Here is an 18,221-nt window from a genome sequence, read left to right as displayed (position 1 = left end):
TTTTGCACAGGCCTATTGCAATCCCCAGAGACTTGTGGTATGTTTAGTTTCTGTGTGCGGGCATAGTTTAGTGGTAAAACTTTAGCCTTCCAAGCTAACTATGCGGGTTCGATTCCCGCTGCCCGCTTTCGTCTATAAAAACCTCAAACCCACGATAAATCAACGGTTTGAGGTTTTTTATTACTTAGAACACGACTGAGTTGGGGGTCGGATTGACTCGAAATTGACTAGAAATTGGAGACAAATTGCCTCGTTTGAATAGAAATTGAATACAATCCATACCTAGACTGGGTTTGAGCCGTTTAGCTTTGCAGGTATCTCTCAAAACGCCTCCACATCTCAGCTTGTGATGATCTGGGTACAAGAACAATTGGTTAACATGGAGTGTCCTGATATGGCAAGATTGCCGATCGAACTCAGCTTGAGTTATGACTGATTCGGAGTCGCATCAGTCACAAGGAGATCCCGTGAAATATTTTTCAGTAGTAATGTATTTGCTGCGGGAACGGCAACAGTTTCTCGAAGAAATTCGCCAAGGTGTCAAGCTCAAATCTAAAATTTTCGGTTTGTTGATTTCTAGTACCGTATTTTTTGGCATTTACGGAGCGATATTAGGTGCATCTAGTACGTGGATGCAATGTCTGGTTTCAGCAATTAAGTTGCCAGCACTTTACTTGCTGACGCTGATTATCTGCTTTCCCACACTGTACTTTTTTAATGTCATGTTTGGCTCTAAACGAACTTTTGAGCAGTATTTGATATTGTTGATGACAGCGATGGCGATGATTAGCGTTTTGCTGTTTGGATTTGCACCTGTCAGTCTGTTTTTTCTTCTGAGCAGTCGCAATTACAATTTTTTTCTGGTGTTGAATGTTGCTATTATGGCAATCACTGGATTTTTGGGGGTAAATTTCATTTATCAAGGAATGCACTTTCTGTCCGAACAAGATGCGGAAGGCAAAGACATCAGGCTAAATATTTTGCGCTTTTGGTTGGGACTTTATGCGTTTGTTGGCACTCAGTTGGCGTGGACGCTGAGACCGTTTTTTGGGTCGTCGGGAATGGCTTTTCAACTGTTCCGAAACCGAGAAAGCAATTTTTATATGAGTCTGTGGCAATCAATTATGTCTCTGGGAGGATCGTAATTAATCCCAATTCAAGGAGATTTTAAAGAGTGATACAAGCTGATTTGGATGAGCTAAAGATTCCTGAGAAGGAGTTGGAGGATTTGAGCGGAATAGCTTTGAGCGACGGTTTTGCAGCGGATTTTTACCGACCTCCGGCACTCCGGGACGGCAAAAAGCTGTTTTCTCTTTTGTTGAATGAGTTGCTGATATTTTGTATGACATTAGTTGTTTCGCTGCCTGTTGCTTTACTGGCTAATCAACATAATGTTGGTTCATTTAGCGATGCTGAGATATTTGTCAGGGTTTTACAAATAACTTTGGGTTTGTCCCTGGCGATTACGGTTGCTTGGAATGTCTATAGATGGGTGAAGGCAAAACCTCTGGAAACGCTAGCGGGTCTGCTGGATGAAGTTGAGAAATATCATGAGGTGATTCAGGCTTTAGATATTATCGATCGCCTAACCGCTGCTGGCAATTTACAAGCCAATTTAATTAACCGAGCAGATGCTATTGAGGCATTAAAAATTACTAGAGAAAGTTTAGTGTGTGCTTTAAAAACAGAGAGGATTCTCAGGGAAAACCAGCAATTTATCGGTCGCCGTTACGAGTTATTTGCTAATATTGAAAGTAATTTAGCTGCTTTGATGGCGGTAGATGTGAGCGATCGGGCGACTGAATATGGGCGGTTGCTAAATGAAGCTTTGGAAATTGGGATGAGCGTGCACAAAGAGGTAAGAAATTTGCAAAATGGGCGTTAGAGTTTCTGGTTTGTAGTAAAAGTAGTAACTTCTATATTGCACCATTTTTATGAACAGGCTTTCCGGCCGGTTCCACAAAGAGTGAATTTTATTGTGGGGTGGGCATCCTTCCCGCCCCTGAAAGGCTTCTTGGAAATCGTGCAATATAGAAAGAAGTTACTACAATTTTTTACCACCGGAAATTTCAATCTTCAAAAATATCCAACTGTTCGCCCTCTGACTCTTTTTTACCATTTTTTTTAACACCTTTTCGCAGCCCGATCGCAATTTTGCTATGTTTCTCAATCTGCTTCATCACCTGTCTCGCCCTCTCAATCACCGACGGCGGTAAACCAGCCAACCTCCCCGCTTCAATTCCGTAGGACTTGTCAGCACCTCCCGGCTGAACTTGGTGCAAAAATACGATTTGATCGGGCAATTCTTTCACTGTAACTTGATAATTTGCGACATTATCCAAAATAGAAGCTAACTCATTCAATTCGTGATAGTGAGTCGCAAAAATCGTCCGCGCCCGAATCTCGTTTGCTAAATATTCTGCCACAGACCAAGCAATCGAAAGTCCGTCAAAGGTTGCCGTTCCCCTGCCAATTTCATCTAACAAAACCAATGATTGCGGCGTCGCGTGATTGAGAATATTTGCAGTTTCGTTCATTTCAACCATAAACGTAGACTGGCCGGTTGCTAAATCGTCCACGGCGCCGACACGGGTAAAAATGCGATCGCAAATTCCCAAACTCGCAGCTTTCGCCGGCACAAAACTGCCCATCTGCGCCATTAACTGGATCAAACCCACCTGCCGCAAGTAGCAGCTTTTGCCGCTAGCATTCGGCCCGGTTAAAATAATTAAATCTGGGCGGTTTAGCGATTCTTCCCGACCCAAAAAAGCAGAATTAGGTACAAAAAATCCGGGCGGCAAAGACTTTTCCACCACAGGATGACAACCTTCAATAATTTTAATTTCCCGACTTTCTGTCATAGTCGGGCGGCAGTAATTCTGGTAAACTGCTACTTCTGCTAAACCGCACAAAATATCCGCCGCCGCCACGGCGCGGGAAACGTTGCGAATAATTTCGGCGTGTTCTCCTACCTCCGATCGCACTTTAGCAAAAATATCGTATTCCAATTGATTTAAATCTTCCCGGGCAGTCAGAATTCGCACTTCCCTTTCTTTTAATTCTTCAGTGCTGTAGCGTTCTTCATTGGTGAGAGTTTGCTTGCGGGTGTAGTCCTTCGGCACTTGGTCTACTTTCGATTTGGTAATGCTGATGTAATAGCCGAAAGCTTTATTGTAGCCTACTTTTAAATTAGAAATTCCCGTGCGTTGTCTCTCAGTTGCTTCTAAATTAGCAATCCATTCTTGGTCTGCTGATGCAGTGTGGCGCATTTCATCCAGCATGGCATTGATTCCTGAACGAATCAAACCTCCTTCTTTTAAATGAATCGGCGGTTCATCAACTAAATGAGCGTGAATGGTATTTGCTAATTCTTCGAGAATTGGCGGTACATTTTGCAGCGCTTTCAAATAGGGCGCTCGCCCTTGGGCTGCGATCGAGGCTAATGTCGGCAGTTTTCCCAGAGAATCAGCTAAAGCGACCAAATCTCGGGCGCTAGCTGTTCCAGAACCGGCGCGGCCTGTCAGTCTTTCGATGTCGTAAATTTGGCGCAGCAACTGCTGCAAATCTTGGCGCAGGGCGTTATTTTCTACTAATTCTTGAATCGTGTCGTGTCGGGCGCAAATGCCTTTAATGCTGAGCAAAGGTTGCAGCACCCAGCGGCGCAAAGCCCGGCCTCCCATGGCAGTGCTGGTTTTGTCTATAGCCCACAGCAGCGAACCGTGAAAAACCCCATCTCTCACTGTTTGAGTAATTTCGAGATTGCGGCGGGTTTGGTAGTCGAGTATGAGAAAATCGGTGAGAGTGTAAGTGTGCAATCTTTGCAAAGAAACTGCTTTTTCCTTTTGAGTTTCTTCGAGATATTGCAGCAAACCGCCGGCGGCGCGCACTGCGAGGGAAAGGTGGCCGCATCCCATGCCTTCGAGCGATCGCACTTTGAACTTTTGCTGGATTCTCTGTTTTGCTTCGGACAAAGTAAACGGAACTTGCGATCGCAAAGAATAGCAGAATGAATTCGGCAAACAATCGGGCAAATGCTCAGATTTCTCTCCGGGCCTCAACATCGTCACCAAATCCGGCGCATTAGTCGGTACCAAGACTTCCGAAGGCTGCAAGCGCAGCAATTCTAGGGTTAATTGTTCTAAACTGTCTGCTTGGGTAGTGACGAATTCTCCCGTAGAAATATCTGTATAAGCCAGTCCCCAATGTTCCCCAGCGATGACGACTGCTGCTAAAAAATTATTTTGTCGGGGTTTGAGCATTCCGTCATCAGTCAAAGTTCCGGGAGTGAGAATGCGGGTAATTTCGCGCTTGACTTGGCGGCCTTCTTTAGCAGCGATTGAGGCATCTTCAACTTGGTCGCAAACTACCACAGCATAGCCTTTTTCTACTAACTGAGAAGTGTAGCGATCGAGGGCGTGGTGCGGCACTCCTGTCATGGGCACTCTGCCGATTTCTTTGCCGCTTTCTTTGCTAGTACAAACAAGTTCTAATTCCCTCGAAATCGTAACTGCATCTTGGAAAAAACACTCAAAAAAATCTCCAACTCGAAACAATAAAAGTGCGTGGGGATACTGTTCTTTCACTTCCACATACCGCTGCATCATCGGTGTCAGCTTGGTGAATTCTAGTAGGCGGTGGTCGGCATTGCGGATGTTGGGTTGATTGGGGTCTGTTGGGGTAGATGCAGTGTAAGGCATAAAAGGCGATCGATAAATTTTAATCTTTAACAACTTTAGCGCAAGCTCGGCTTTTAGCTATAACTAATGATACAATATTTGACGATTAATCCTCCTTAAGCAGGGTGCGTGATTCTCCAGATTGGGATGAAGTGTTGAGCTATACAAAAGTCACGCACCCTGCTTAATAATTGATAAACCCGCTTTTACTTGAGAAGTTTGCGGTCGCTATTTATCTCAAGTGAGCAATAATATCGGCTGTAGTGAGACACAGTGCGAAAATTTTATTGATTGTGAGAAGGGAGCGATCGGCGATCGACAAAAACAATCTCAGCTATGTAGTTGTTAGCTGTTATAGCAGATGTTGAACGAAGAAAGAAAAAGCCTTTAGTTATCGTCGCGAGAGAAGGAAGAAGGCTTTAGTTATCGTCGCGAGAGAAGGAACAAGCAATCTTCCGCAATGGTTTCAGTAATTAAGAACGTCCTAACAGTCGGGCGCGGTTGCTATAAATGTTGGGGGTTAACAGAAGAATGTTAAATTTCCCGCACTTTAGGGGCATAAACTTTACCTTTTTGTTATTGAAAACAGCCGGAAGATAGATTTATGAATTATACCTCGGATAGAGAGAATATATATTTTATATGCTTAGAATTAAAATATCCAAGCAGGTAATTTATCGGCGTAGTAAATTTAAGATTTAAAATCAAAAATCTGCTAGCTAGTAGTTAACTAGAGGGAAAAAATAATGAAAGCTCTTTGCTGGCACGGAGCCAATGATGTGCGAGTTGATAATGTACCAGACCCAACAATTATCAATCCGCGCGATGCGATAGTTAAAATCACATCTACAGCAATCTGCGGCTCAGATTTGCACCTTTATAACGGCTACATCCCGACCATGCAATCGGGCGACATCCTGGGTCACGAATTCATGGGGGAAGTAGTCGAACTCGGCAGCGAAGTCAAGAACTTAAAAAAGGGCGATCGCATCGTCATTCCTTTTACTATTTCTTGCGGCAGTTGCTTCTTTTGCAACCGCGATTTGTGGTCGCTGTGCGACAACTCCAACCCCAATGCAGGATTGGCTGAAAAAATCTACGGTCATTCGCCGGCGGGACTGTTTGGCTACTCGCATTTAACGGGCGGCTATGCAGGAGGTCAAGCAGAATACGCGCGGGTTCCGTTTGCAGATGTTGGCCCTTTAAAAATTCCCGACGGACTTTCTGACGAACAAGTATTGTTCCTCACCGATATATTTCCTACCGGTTATATGGCGGCTGAAAACTGCAACATTCAGCCGGGGGATACTGTAGCTGTTTGGGGATGTGGGCCGGTCGGACAATTTGCGATCAGAAGCGCGTTTATGCTGGGGGCCGATCGAGTAATTGCGATCGACCGCGTACCGGAACGCTTGCAAATGGCGGCCGCGGCCAAAGCTGAAATCATCAACTACGAAGAAATGGACGCTGGGGAAGCCGTCACCGAAATGACGGGGGGACGCGGCCCAGACTCCTGCATCGACGCGGTGGGGATGGAAGCCCACGGCACAGGCCTCGACGCTTTGTACGACAAAGCCAAGCAAGCCGTGCGCTTGGAGAGCGATCGACCCACCGCCCTGCGACAAGTGATCGTAGCTTGCCGCAAAGGTGGCACAGTCTCAATTCCCGGCGTTTACGGCGGTTTCGTAGACAAAGTGCCATTAGGTGCAGCTTTCAACAAAGGTTTGACCCTGAAAATGGGACAGACGCACGTTCAACGCTATTTGCGGCCTTTGCTCGATCGCGTTCAAAAAGGCGAAATTGACCCGTCATTCGTAATTACGCACCGAATGAAGTTGGATGAAGCGCCCCACGCCTACGAGATTTTCCTCAACAAAAAAGACAACTGTATCAAAGTTGTCCTCAAACCCTAACTCGCATTCACCGTTCAAGGAGAAACTATGCTTTTACAAGAAAAAGAATCAGGCGACTTGATAGAAATCCTCGATGTAGATGCTTTAATCAGCCCTACAAAAAATGAAGTGCCGGGAAAAAATCAAGCTGGTCAAGAAGAGCAAGAGACAGCAAGTTTTCCAAAAACTAATTTAGTGTTTCCTTCCGGTGAAACTCTACCGCGCTGTTGGACTGAAGAAAATTATCAAACTCATTGATTCAACTGCTCCTCCCAATCCTCCTTAACAAGGGGAGGAGGGGGAAGCTAGGGGTAGGAACAGGGCACATAGGTGTCAGCTTAACCCTAAAAATTGCTCTGAGACGGAAGTCCCTGTCTAAAAGTGCGTAGTGGGGACTTCAGTCCCCGATTGACTAATTAAATAATTTTGGACTAAAGTTTTTACTACAAAATAATTTTTGGGAATAAGTCTAATAACTAACCACAAATAAGTTATGCAATTGCAAGCAGTAATTCTCGATATTGACGGTACTCTGACGCTCAGCAATGACGCCCACGCTCAAGCTTGGGTAGAGGCATTTGCCGCTTACGGCTACGACGTGCCGTTTGAGAAAGTGCGCCCGCTAATTGGCATGGGAGGCGACAAAGTTATACCCAAAATGGTATCAGGACTTTCCGACGAAGCAGGCGACGGGAAAAAGATTGCACAGCGGCGCAAAGAACTGATTATTAACCGCTTTGCTCCTGAGCTTTCTCCAACCCCGGGTTCGCGGGATTTACTGTTAAAAATGCAGCAAGAAGGATTGCGGCTAATTATTGCTACTTCAGCTACCAGCGAAGAACTTTCCGATTTGCTGAAAGCTGCACAAGTAGATGATTTACTCGACGAAGCGGCGACATCGAGTGATGCGGAAGCTTCTAAACCGGAACCGGATATTGTGGAAGCTGCTTTGAGCAAATTGCAGATGGAAGCGAGTCAGACTGTGATGTTAGCTGATACTCCTTACGATATCGAAGCTGCGGGCAAGTGCGGGGTGCCAGTAATTGCTTTTCGGTGCGGAGGTTTCGATGATGCTTCGCTAGCAAATGCTGCGGCAATTTACGATCACCCTGCTGATTTGTTGGCGCATTATGACGATTCTATTTTAGGGAAAAAGGAATTGGTAGGGCGTTGAAGTAATACGGGCGATCGCGGGTGGATTGCCACTATTAAGCGTGATCGCTCACAATCCACTCTACCTGATGGGCTTCTGTGATATCTGGAATATCCAGGCGCGCAGCTAATTTGCGAATGACTGCTTCCGGTACTGTTGCTGTGCGCGATCGATTCCGCTGCAATATTTCTTCTAGAGGTACTTCCAGATAAACAATGTGAATTCGCGCTTGATAAGCAGCAAAAAAATTAATTAATTGCTGCCGCATTTGTTTAGTTGTATTCGTGGCGTTCCACACAAAAGAACGCCCCTCATTTATGTATTCGCGCGCTCTTTGTTTGGCGGCTGTGACCACATTCCCCGGGGTTTCGTCGGGAGGCACATTCATCTCTTTTCGCAGTGCATCCAGCGAGATTACTGGCAAATCTGGGAGATTTTTCCGAATCCAATAATCTTTACCGCTTCCTGGCAAGCCAGACATCAAAATTACTTCGCATTTAGTGTCGTCAAATGCTTCGTAATCCGGGTGGCCGTTCTCTTTGCGGAAGTAGATAAATCGGCTGTGTGCGGAGGGGAATTGTCGGGGAGAATCCAAACAATTATTTTCTTGACAAAACTCACGAAATAGTTCTATTTTATCGAGCAGTTCTTGTTTGTCGCTACACTGTCGGCCGCGCACGTCTGCTTCGGCTAAAAGTGCGAGGAAATCGCAGCGGACAACTTGACTGACTTTAATTACAGACTGCTGCGGATTGGGTTTGTCGATTAGCCAGATGGGTAAACTGCCGAATTTGACGATCGCCACAACTGTTTCGCGAATCTCAAACTGCACAGGCGGCTCGAATTGAGATAAAATTTGTCTGACCATTCTCGCACCTTGGCGGGCGTGACCTTTTGAGCTAATTCTGCCGTCAGCTTCTATTTTTGTAAAGGCTGGTTTGGCGACATTGTGCAGCAAAGCGGCGGCAAAAAGTATCGATCGTTCTTTTTCGGGAAGTTGCCGCCAATTTGGGGATGAGATTAATGCTTCGCAGACCATTTTTGTATGAATAAAAACATCTCCTTCGGCGTGGTAAATCGGGTCTTGCTGACATCCTTTGAGGCTGTCAATCCAGTCGAAATGCGTTTGAATACCGTCCCAATCCAGAAACCAATGGGGCGGTTCGGGACAAAAGGGAAAAGTCCAAGTGGCCGAGGGCGATAACAGTGCATTCATAAATTCACCTGCTGGTTAACTAAAATTAAATAAATTCACATCGGGACGCAGAATATTGGGTATAATGGGGCGATTTAGCCAATGTCCTTCGGCATTTTTAATAGCAGTCAAAAAACTGGCACGCACGTATTTGTAACGTGCCTTTACTATGCCATCTTCTTCGACTTTAATGTACAGACCCTCCATGCGATCGCTCTTGTCAGTCTCTTTCAAACACCGTTCTTCATCTAATCCCAATTCCCCGCAGTACAAACGCAAGCGTTCCAAATGTCCGGGTTGAATAAAATTAGATTTTTCCACAAACTGCATCATTTGCTTTGAAGATTTCAGCACTCCAGAAAACAACACGGGAACTGACACTAACGGCAACCCGCTTAACAACTTGCGGCGGGATTCTGTACTCAGAAATTGACTGGTTTCTAAGTCCAGCACATCGTATTCCATAAAATAGTGCGGCAAAAAATCATAAAAAACAGTGTGTTTGGCATAAAGCCATTCGCCGTAAAGAATGTAGCGAGTTCCCAGCACTTCTCCCAGCGGCCCGCTGAGACTGAAAGCCCACTGTTTGAATAAGTTAAAATGTTTTTCCCTCGGCCCGCCTGTGAGATAGTGGCCGCGACTTTGCAGCAGCATTTGTCCATCTGGTGCGAAGCTGATGCCTGTATTAGCGCCATCTACCTTTTCTTCAAGAATTAGAGGGCGATCGCTCAGGGCGCTAAATGGCACGCTATCGAGGTCTTCATCACCCGGTTGGAAACGCGAACCTTCGATGTGATAAGTTCTAGGATATTTAACAATTTTGAGCATCAGCCCATCCATTTTAGATTTGAGATTTGAAAGGCAACCCCATCCATTTTAGATTGTAATTTTAGATTTGAGACTTGAGAGGCGACCAAATCTATTTAACGATTATAATGGAATGAGCACAAAGGAGCGTGTAAGTTGAAAAATCAAAGTTTTCAGAGCATATCCTCAGCAATCGCTGGGGTTCTATTAGTAGGCGCGCTACTCATCGGCTTAAACTCTTTTGTCGTCATCAATCCAGGCGAAGCAGGGGTAGTCAGCGTTTTAGGAAAAGCCACAGATGGAGCATTGTTAGAGGGGTTTCACCTCAGACCCCCGCTAATATCCAAGGTAGATGTCTACGATGTAACAGTGCAAAAATTTGAAGTTCCCGCCCAAAGTGCAACTAAAGACCTTCAGGATTTAAATGCTAGTTTTGCGATCAACTTCCGCCTCGATCCTGAGAAAATAGTGGAGATCAGAAGGACTCAAGGAACTTTGGAGAATATAGTCTCAAAAATTATTGCTCCTCAGACGCAAGAAGCATTTAAAACAGCGGCTGCACTGAGAACCGCTGAACAATCTATTACTCAAAGAAGTGAACTGAAGCGAGACTTTGATACTGCGCTGAAGGAAAGGTTATCAAAGTATGATGTAATCGTGCTCGATACGAGCGTTGTTAACATTCGATTCTCCACAGATTTTGCAAAAGCAGTTGAGGAGAAACAGGTTGCTGAACAGCGGGCGCAAAGGGCTGTTTATGTGGCTCAGGAAGCAGAACAACAAGCTCAAGCTGACATTAACCGCGCTCAAGGTAGGGCTGAAGCTCAAAGGCTGTTGGCTGAAACTTTGAAGGCTCAAGGCGGCGATTTAGTGCTGCAAAAAGAGGCGATCGAAGCTTGGAGAAGCGGCGGGGCTCAGATGCCAAAAGTGCTGGTTATGGGCGCAGGATCGAGTCGGGTTCCTTTCATTTTTAATATGAACGATCTTCAGGAAGAACACGAACACGCACAAGTGACCAACAATTAAAATATGACTGACGGTAACAAATCTGGTGTCTCCAAAAATATTGGCTTTGCTAACGAGAAATCTCGTAAGAAACCGGGTTTTCTCAGAAAGCGCGTATAAGTCCTATGAGAGTTGCCGGAATATGCTACACTGCTGAAAGCCAAAATATAACGACAGTTTGAAACCTGTCGCTATAAAAGCGAAGTCCGCAATTAACACGCAGGCAACACACTCATTTTAGGAAGCCAGGAGAAATCATGACCCGCGCTATTATGGAAACCGACAAAGGCACAATCAATTTGGAATTGTTCGATGCGGATGCGCCTAACACAGTGAAGAATTTTGTTGACTTGGCGGAAAAAGGTTTTTACGATGGATTGGCTTTTCACCGAGTCATTCCTAACTTTATGATTCAAGGTGGCTGTCCAAAAGGTAATGGAACTGGCGGCCCTGGCTACAAAATAAAGTGCGAAATTAACTCCAACAAACATTTGGCTGGAACTTTATCAATGGCTCACGCAGGTAAAGATACGGGTGGTAGCCAATTCTTTATTTGCCATTCTCCCCAGTCTCATCTAGATGGAGTTCACACAACTTTTGGCAAAACTGAGGATATGTCTGTCGTCAATGCTATCCGCCAAGGCGACAAGATTATTTCCCTCAAAATTGAGCATTAATTTCCAGTAATTAGTTGCGTTTGTAGTAAGGACTTTAGTCCTTATTGCAAACAAAATTTGTGAAAATTAAGATTTTTGAAATCTACAATTTATGACTGTTATCAATGATTCTGCTGTGACAGCCCAGTTAACTGAACTATATTTAAAATACGAAAAAGCTCTTTGTACGAATGATATTGAAACTCTCGATAATTTGTTCTGGGATGCGCCGGAAGTCGTGCGGTTTGGGGTGACGGAGAACCTGTACGGGAGTGATGAGGTGAGGGCTTTTCGCAAAGGGCGATCGCCTGTAAATGTCGATCGAGAAATGTTCAACCTCAAAGTCGTGACTTTCGATGCAGACACGGCGGCTGTGACGCTGGAATTTCGCCGTGTAATGGATGGAGTGGTGCGGGTGGGGCGGCAGAGTCAGATGTGGCGCAAGTTTCCTCAAGGGTGGAAGATTGTTTCGGCTCACGTTTCTTTTTTGCCGGTGTAGATGTTAAGTCATTTCCGTTGAATTTCCCGTAATGAAATTTTGTCGATCGGGCTGGGCGGGTTTATAGATATAATGGATGTGAATTACAGATTGTTTGTGAAACCCGCCCTACAAATATTGTGGTTAATTTACCTGACAGTATATTAAAGGTAATAAAACAATATATTCAAATGTAAAATTAGTATTTTAATTTGATTATTGTTGAGCAGTGTAATTCGGTATGTATTCTTTTTTTATTTTACTATTAGTACCTCTTTTTTTTGCAACTCCTCTCCCCTAATACAGTTCATATTTGAGCAAAGTACACGGAATCGAGCCATTGAAAACAGGAATTCGCCGCGATGTCCTAAGTCCCACCTTTTTACCCAACTCCTTATTTCCAGTCAAAATAAACGCATTCCAACCTTTAAAACGATTCTTGAAAATATCCCCCAACATCTTGTACAAATCTCCTAATTCGCTAGCATCTCCGAGCCTCTCTCCGTAGGGAGGATTGCAAATCAGAACGCCTCTGTCTGCCGGTGCTTCCAACTGAGATAACTCGGTTTGAGCAAACTGAATCTTACCGGCAATACCTGCTTGCTGCGCGTTCGTGCGAGCTTGAGTTAACATATCGGAATCGCGATCGCACCCAGCAACCACTTGCTTAAGTTCCGGTAACTCACTATTTTCAGCTTCTGCCCACAATGTATCCCACAAAGGTTCGTCAAAATCCCGCCAAGTCATAAATCCAAACTTTTCTCTAAACAATCCCGGTGCAATATTCAAAGCCTTTAAACTCGCTTCCAAAGGTAATGTTCCAGAACCACACATCGGGTCTAAAAATGGCAAATCAGGTGTCCATTCTGCCATCTCTAACAAAGCCGCAGCTAGGGTTTCTTTGAGGGGAGCAAGCCCCATCGCCGGTCGATATCCTCGGCGGTGCAAACTGCCACCAGAACTGTCTAAACTTAAAATAGCTCTATCTTGATGAATGTGAAGGTTAATTAGCAAATCGGGATTCTCTACATCGACATTAGAACGCTTGTTAAATTGAAGGCGCTGTTGGTCGGCGATCGCATTTTTGACCTGCAAAGCTGTAAAGTGTGTGTGGTTCAACTTTTCGTTGCCGCCGGTGCAGTTGACTGCTAAAGTATTGTCGGGATACAAGTATTCGTCCCAAGGGATTTTCTGCACTTCGCGGTAGAGCATATCCGAGTTGTAACATCGGAATTCGGCGATCGGCATTAGCACTCTAAAAATTGTTCTCGACCAAAGATTGACGCGGTATAATAAAGCGCGATCGCCCGCAAAGTAAACCCCAGTAAAATCTGGCTTGACATCCTGGGCCCCTAAACGTTCTAATTCTTGGGCGGCAATAGTTTCTAATCCGCGCGCAACTGTAGCAAAATATTGATTCATTGATAATTGATAATTGGTAATTGGGAATTGGGAATTGGTTTTTCTCGATCGCTCTAAATTAGATAGTAGCTGGTTTTAATCCTAAGCCTCACAAACAATACTCTACCTTAAGGTAGATGCCTCAGTTAAAAAAATACTAATTTTCCGAACAGCTTTGTCAACAGGCGATCCCCCCAACCCGCACCCAATCTACCTTACCGATACAAAAACCCACCTCCGGCGGGTGGGTTCGCGCGCACCTCACCGCTGCAACTCACAAACTGTCAGTAATACTCGTGAAATTAAAAGCTTTCACGCGCACTCCAGGCACGACACTACCGCCGTAACGTTTCACCTCGCTAACTGCATCCACATCGCGCAACATATCAGGTAAAACTTGATTGAAACGCAGGTTTTTAATCGGGTAAGCAATTTTGCCATCCTCAATCCAAAAAGTACCGTCGCGAGTCATTCCCGTTACTTCCAAAGTTTTCGGATTCACGTAGCGCACGTACCAAGCTCGACTGACGAAAATTCCGCGCTCGGTTTGAGCAATTAAATCTGCTAAACTTTGGTCGGAACCTGCCATCACGATCGGGTAATAAGCACCTTTTGCCTCTTTGCCTTTTTGTGCGGCCCAGTAGCGGGAATAAGACAAACTTTGAGGGACGCCATCTTTGATGATTTCCAAATAGTTATTGCTCAATCCGTCGCCGAAAAAAGTATTCGATCGCAACAAAGGATGAGCCGGATCGCGCTGCACTTGCACTAACGGGCTAAAAAGTTGTTCCCCCGCACGGTTTCCCGCTGGTTTTCCCTCTGCATCGGCGATCGACATAAACGATCGCCCCTCATCCGCCGCCCTCGCATCCAGCCCCCAAATCACCCACGGTAGCAAGCCTGCAAAAGCAGCACCGTCAAGGATTACCGGATAAACGCCGGGAGTGATGGGCCGCGGGTTGCGGGATGCGATCGCCCGATCGAGCACTTGTTCTGCTAATTGGGCGATGGGCAATTCGTTGATACTCCAAGCACTGCTCTGAGCCCAACTAGAACCGTCTTCAACGCGAGCAGTAAAGCTGAAATCCGCCTCTGTAGACTGGTTGCAGGCGCGGAGTCCGGTTGACGAGGCGATCGCGTACAGCGACGCATCAGTGCTCAAAGTGCCCGAACCATGAGCGCCCCCCTGGGAGGATCTCGCGCAAGCTTGCTGCACCATTTCGGCCCGTGCTAGAGGCGATACAGTTGCCGTTGCTGTGTCGAATGCGGGCGATCGCAAATCGTAGGTTTGAGGCGGCAGAAGTGGCATCCATTCGGGGTCTGCTGGCGCAATTCTGGCCAATTCTTCCGATCGCTTGACTGCGGAGGCGATCGCATCTTCATCAAATTCTGTAACAGCAGCAGAGGCGCTTTTGTTGCCAAAATAGCTAGTAATGCTCAGGTTAAATACAGTTTTGCTGATATTTTGGCTGATTTGATTTTCCGAGAATCTCGAAAGAGATTCTTCGCCAGTAGAGAGACTGACAAATACTTCCTCTGCTTTGGATAGTTTGACTGCTTTTTCTACTACAGATAAGGCTTGGTCTTCACTTAAAAGTGCGGGCGATGTTGTTACAATCATGATTGGTAATTAGGCCTTGCGAATTGGGCATTGCGAATTGGGCATTGCAAATGGGGCATTGCAAATTGGGCCTTGCGAATTGGGCATTGTTAACAATTAACTAATAACTAAGAACCGATGCCCTATGCCCCATGCCCTATTACCCAATTTGAATATCCCTCACTCGCACCGGCACACAAGCGTGAGTCATTTGAGCAACCTGCATCGGCTCCCCCTTTCCGCATATATTCGTACCGCATTGAACCCGCTCCGAAGCCGGCCCGAGCGCATCTATTTGATTCCAGAAATCAGTGCTCATCGCCTGATAAGTTACATCCTTCAACATACCGACAACTTTACCTTTTTCTACCTTCCAAAAAGCATCGCCGCCGAATTGAAAATTGCGCCGCTGCTGGTCAATCGAAAAACTGCCCACACCGTCAATTAAAATGCCATCTTCCGTATCCGCAATCATCTCTGCCAAAGTAGCAGTATGGCTGCCGCCATCCGGGCCTGGTTCCAATCCCAAATTAGGAATTCTCACCATCGGCACACTCGACCAACTGTCAGCGTAAGCAGAACCGTTACTACTGGCACGTCCGAGGCGATAAGCCGTCTCTCTATCAGTGAGATAATCAACTAAAATTCCATCCTTGACAACGTACCAATCTTGTGATTTTACGCCCTCATCATCGTAACCCATTGTACCGCGGCCACCTGGTTGAGTGCGATCGCACTTAAAATTCACCCAAGGTGCAGCGTATTGCAGTTTATTTAACTTATCAGTAGTAGCAAAGCTCGTGCCGGCAAAATTAGATTCGTAGCCGTAAACCCGGTCTAATTCTGTTGGATGTCCTACTGATTCGTGGATTGTCAAATACAAATTTGTCGGCTTAAGAATCAGGGATTTGCAAATACCAGCCGGGATTTTGGGAGCGCTGACTTTTTCAATAGCTTCGGCGGCCACTCTTTCGACTTGACTTAACAAATCATCGGGATTAATATGTTCGTAACCGATATTCATCGGCGGGCGTTCGTAACTGCGACTTTGGGCATCGCCACCCGCAATTGCCGTACAGCCAAAACCCGGATAGCTGCGGTAGATTGTTTGTTCGATTAGCGAGCCTTCTGTAGAAGCAAAAACCTTGTCTTCGCGGCTTGACTGCAAAAAAGAAGAAGCTTTTTTGATGCCTTGTGCGCCATGTGCTAGCAGCCGCTCGTTGATAGTTAGCAGCAGTTCTGCTTTGTCAGCAACGGGTACAGAAAAAGGGTCAATGGCGATGGGAGTAATGTAGGTATCGACATATTTTTCGACAGGCACTAACCGCACCGGTTCCTTTTGAGTTAAGCGGCTGCCTTTAGCGATTTCTACAGCCAAAGCGACTATTCTTGCAACCTCTGTCGGCGTTTTGCTGTGACTGGCGGCAAACCCCCAAGCCCCGTCTAGCAGCACTCGCACGCCAAAACCGGAACTTACATTATCAGACAGTTGGCTTAAAGATCTATCGCGCGCGTAAAGATTCTGCCTTCGGTAACTGCAAAAACGTACATCACCGTACTCGCAACCTGTTTTCCGAATCAAATCTACAGCCAAATTTGCTAACTCGTTAGCAGAGATTTTTGCAGTTAATTGCACCATAGTTATTCGTCATTCGTCGTTAGTTGTTAATTATTATAACATATTGGAATAAACCGCGAAGATGCGAAGAGCGCGAAGGAAGGAAAGAGAGAGGTCTTTCTCATATCGTTTACGGTTGTTTGGGAATGATTAACCGCAGAGTCCGCAGACACCGTAGAGGAAGAAAAGAGAGAGATTAATAATTCCGATACCAACGAATTTGATGTCATTTCTAACTAGAGTCTTTACCTAAAAACATCTTCTTCTTCTTTCTCTTCCTTCGCGTCCTTCGCGCCTTCGCGGTTCGTTAAATCCTACTCCATTTCCTGCAAAACCCCTGTCAAAATTTCCACAATGCGATCGATATGTTCCTTCTCAATAATCAGCGGTGGCGACAAAGCAATAATATCACCCGTCGTGCGAATTAGCAAGCCTTTTTCATAGCACTGAAGAAAACAATCAAAAGCCCGTTTCCCCGGCTTCCCAGCAAGAGATTCCAACTCAATACCTGCCACCAGTCCCAGATTGCGGACATCAATTACGTGCCGCACCCCCTTCAAAGAATGCACCGCATCTTCCCAGTAACCAGCCATCTTATCAGCTCGTTCAAACAGCCTTTCTTCCTCATAAATATCCAGCGTCGCCAAAGCAGCAGCACAAGCCACAGGATGACCAGAATAAGTATAACCGTGAAAAAGCTCGATCGCATTTTCAGGAGCATTCATAAAAGCATCGTAAATGCCCTCTTTCACAAACACCGCCCCCATCGGCACCGTACCGTTAGTTATCCCTTTCGCCGCCGTCACAATATCGGGAACCACCCCAAAATATTCCGTTGCAAAACTAGAGCCAACGCGCCCGAATCCGGTAATTACCTCATCAAAAATCAGCAGAATTCCGTATTTGTCGCAAATCGCCCGCAGTCGCTCCAAATAACCTTTCGGGGGAATCAAAACCCCCGTTGAACCAGCCACCGGTTCCACAATTACCGCTGCAATATTAGACGCATCGTGCAAAGCGACGATCCGCTCCAATTCATCCGCCAAATGCGCTCCCCATTCCGGTTGTTTGCGGCTGAAAGCATTGTGTTCGAGATTATGAGTGTGAGGCAAATGATCGACTCCCGTCAGCAAACTGCCAAAAAACTTGCGGTTTGTACCGATACCGCCGACAGAAATTCCCCCAAAACCAACGCCGTGATAGCCGCGTTCCCTACCAATTAATCGTTGGCGAGTTCCTTCACCTTTTACCCGGTGATAAGCAATCGCAATTTTCAAAGCAGTTTCTACAGATTCCGAACCCGAATTAGTAAAGAAAACGCGATCGAAATTGCCCGGAATCATCTTTACCAAACGTTCCGCCAATTCAAAAGCACCCGGATGTCCCATCTGAAAAGCCGGGGAGTAATCCAAACGCAAAACCTGCTGTTTAACTGCTTCGGCAATTGTCTCGCGGGCGTGCCCTGCATTCACACACCACAGCCCCGCAGTACCATCTAAAATTGAGCGGTTATCATCTGTTGTAAAGTGCATATCTTTTGCAGCAACCAACATTCGCGGATTGGCTTTAAACTGTCGGTTGGCAGTGAATGGCATCCAATAAGCGTCCATATTTGTCATGTTTTTTTATCCTTTTATATTGATACTTGTGCATCCAAACTATAGCTTGTAGCTGAGTATCGATGGCTCGACACTTATTATAAGTTTACAAACATTTCTTTTAAACGAACCGCGAAGACGC

General features: G+C 45.7%; 15 protein-coding genes and 1 tRNA gene. 9 read left to right on the top strand and 7 right to left on the bottom strand.

The genetic code is table 11. The annotated features are described in order from the left end of the window. Positions 1 to 56 precede the first annotated feature (56 nt). The 3 genes from QUA40_RS10480 (at position 57) to QUA40_RS10470 (ending at position 1,885) form a co-directional block, all read left to right on the top strand. A tRNA-Gly gene (locus tag QUA40_RS10480) sits at positions 57 to 127 on the top strand. 340 nt (positions 128 to 467) lie between these two features. Next, the gene (locus QUA40_RS10475; protein ID WP_333124937.1) at positions 468 to 1,145 is read left to right on the top strand and encodes an actin-binding WH2 domain-containing protein; all 678 of its coding nucleotides are present in this window, start codon (positions 468 to 470) and stop codon (positions 1,143 to 1,145) included. Between the two features lie 29 nt (positions 1,146 to 1,174). After that, positions 1,175 to 1,885 (top strand): hypothetical protein, encoded by a 711-nt coding sequence (locus QUA40_RS10470; protein ID WP_333124935.1) that lies wholly within the window; start codon positions 1,175 to 1,177, stop codon positions 1,883 to 1,885. Positions 1,886 to 2,069: 184 nt separating this feature from the next. Here QUA40_RS10470 and mutS read toward each other — a convergent pair whose 3' ends face one another. Then, entirely contained in the window at positions 2,070 to 4,697 is a 2,628-nt protein-coding gene (mutS, locus tag QUA40_RS10465) for a DNA mismatch repair protein MutS (protein ID WP_333124976.1), read from the bottom strand. A gap of 725 nt (positions 4,698 to 5,422) precedes the next feature. On the opposite strand from mutS, the gene QUA40_RS10460 reads away from it, so the two are divergent. The 3 genes from QUA40_RS10460 (at position 5,423) to QUA40_RS10450 (ending at position 7,742) form a co-directional block, all read left to right on the top strand. Continuing rightward, positions 5,423 to 6,589, top strand: a complete 1,167-nt coding sequence (locus tag QUA40_RS10460; protein ID WP_333124932.1) for a zinc-dependent alcohol dehydrogenase — start codon at positions 5,423 to 5,425, stop codon at positions 6,587 to 6,589. A gap of 27 nt (positions 6,590 to 6,616) precedes the next feature. Next, a complete protein-coding gene (locus QUA40_RS10455; RefSeq protein WP_333124929.1) occupies positions 6,617 to 6,826 on the top strand; it encodes an acetyltransferase in 210 nt (69 codons plus the stop codon). 235 nt (positions 6,827 to 7,061) lie between these two features. Beyond that, the gene (locus QUA40_RS10450; RefSeq protein ID WP_333124927.1) at positions 7,062 to 7,742 is read left to right on the top strand and encodes an HAD family hydrolase; all 681 of its coding nucleotides are present in this window, start codon (positions 7,062 to 7,064) and stop codon (positions 7,740 to 7,742) included. A gap of 34 nt (positions 7,743 to 7,776) precedes the next feature. Here QUA40_RS10450 and QUA40_RS10445 read toward each other — a convergent pair whose 3' ends face one another. Together QUA40_RS10445 and QUA40_RS10440 are read right to left on the bottom strand one after the other, a co-directional pair. Beyond that, positions 7,777 to 8,937, bottom strand: coding sequence for an AAA family ATPase (locus QUA40_RS10445; RefSeq protein ID WP_333124924.1), 1,161 nt, complete (start codon positions 8,935 to 8,937; stop codon positions 7,777 to 7,779). A 15-nt stretch (positions 8,938 to 8,952) separates the two neighbouring features. After that, positions 8,953 to 9,744: an RNA ligase family protein gene (locus QUA40_RS10440; protein ID WP_333124922.1), complete on the bottom strand. Its 792-nt coding sequence runs from the start codon at positions 9,742 to 9,744 to the stop codon at positions 8,953 to 8,955. A gap of 135 nt (positions 9,745 to 9,879) precedes the next feature. Here QUA40_RS10440 and QUA40_RS10435 point away from each other — a divergent pair, with 135 nt between their 5' ends. The 3 genes from QUA40_RS10435 (at position 9,880) to hpxZ (ending at position 11,883) form a co-directional block, all read left to right on the top strand. Then, on the top strand, positions 9,880 to 10,749 hold the full coding sequence (locus QUA40_RS10435) for a prohibitin family protein (RefSeq protein ID WP_333124919.1): 870 nt from the start codon (positions 9,880 to 9,882) through the stop codon (positions 10,747 to 10,749). Between the two features lie 236 nt (positions 10,750 to 10,985). Continuing rightward, complete coding sequence (locus tag QUA40_RS10430) at positions 10,986 to 11,405, top strand: peptidylprolyl isomerase (protein ID WP_332982885.1); 420 nt, start codon at positions 10,986 to 10,988, stop codon at positions 11,403 to 11,405. A gap of 91 nt (positions 11,406 to 11,496) precedes the next feature. After that, positions 11,497 to 11,883, top strand: coding sequence for an oxalurate catabolism protein HpxZ (hpxZ, locus tag QUA40_RS10425; RefSeq protein ID WP_333124917.1), 387 nt, complete (start codon positions 11,497 to 11,499; stop codon positions 11,881 to 11,883). 276 nt (positions 11,884 to 12,159) lie between these two features. Here the strand turns inward: hpxZ and QUA40_RS10420 are convergent, their stop codons facing one another. From QUA40_RS10420 to QUA40_RS10405, 4 genes are all read right to left on the bottom strand, one after another. Further along, positions 12,160 to 13,284 carry a THUMP domain-containing protein gene (locus QUA40_RS10420; RefSeq protein WP_333124914.1) on the bottom strand — a complete coding sequence of 375 codons (1,125 nt, stop codon included), beginning with the start codon at positions 13,282 to 13,284 and terminating at the stop codon, positions 12,160 to 12,162. 253 nt (positions 13,285 to 13,537) lie between these two features. Next, positions 13,538 to 14,884 (bottom strand): TldD/PmbA family protein, encoded by a 1,347-nt coding sequence (locus tag QUA40_RS10415; protein ID WP_333124911.1) that lies wholly within the window; start codon positions 14,882 to 14,884, stop codon positions 13,538 to 13,540. A 139-nt stretch (positions 14,885 to 15,023) separates the two neighbouring features. Then, positions 15,024 to 16,502, bottom strand: a complete 1,479-nt coding sequence (locus QUA40_RS10410) for a TldD/PmbA family protein (protein WP_333124908.1) — start codon at positions 16,500 to 16,502, stop codon at positions 15,024 to 15,026. 293 nt (positions 16,503 to 16,795) lie between these two features. Further along, positions 16,796 to 18,100, bottom strand: a complete 1,305-nt coding sequence (locus tag QUA40_RS10405) for an aspartate aminotransferase family protein (protein WP_333124905.1) — start codon at positions 18,098 to 18,100, stop codon at positions 16,796 to 16,798. Positions 18,101 to 18,221: the final 121 nt, after the last annotated feature.

Source organism: Microcoleus sp. Pol11C3, from assembly GCF_036701485.1.
GTDB lineage: Bacteria > Cyanobacteriota > Cyanobacteriia > Cyanobacteriales > Microcoleaceae > Microcoleus.
Note: the sequence above shows the minus strand (reverse complement) of the source record. Positions and strands in the feature narration are given on the sequence as shown.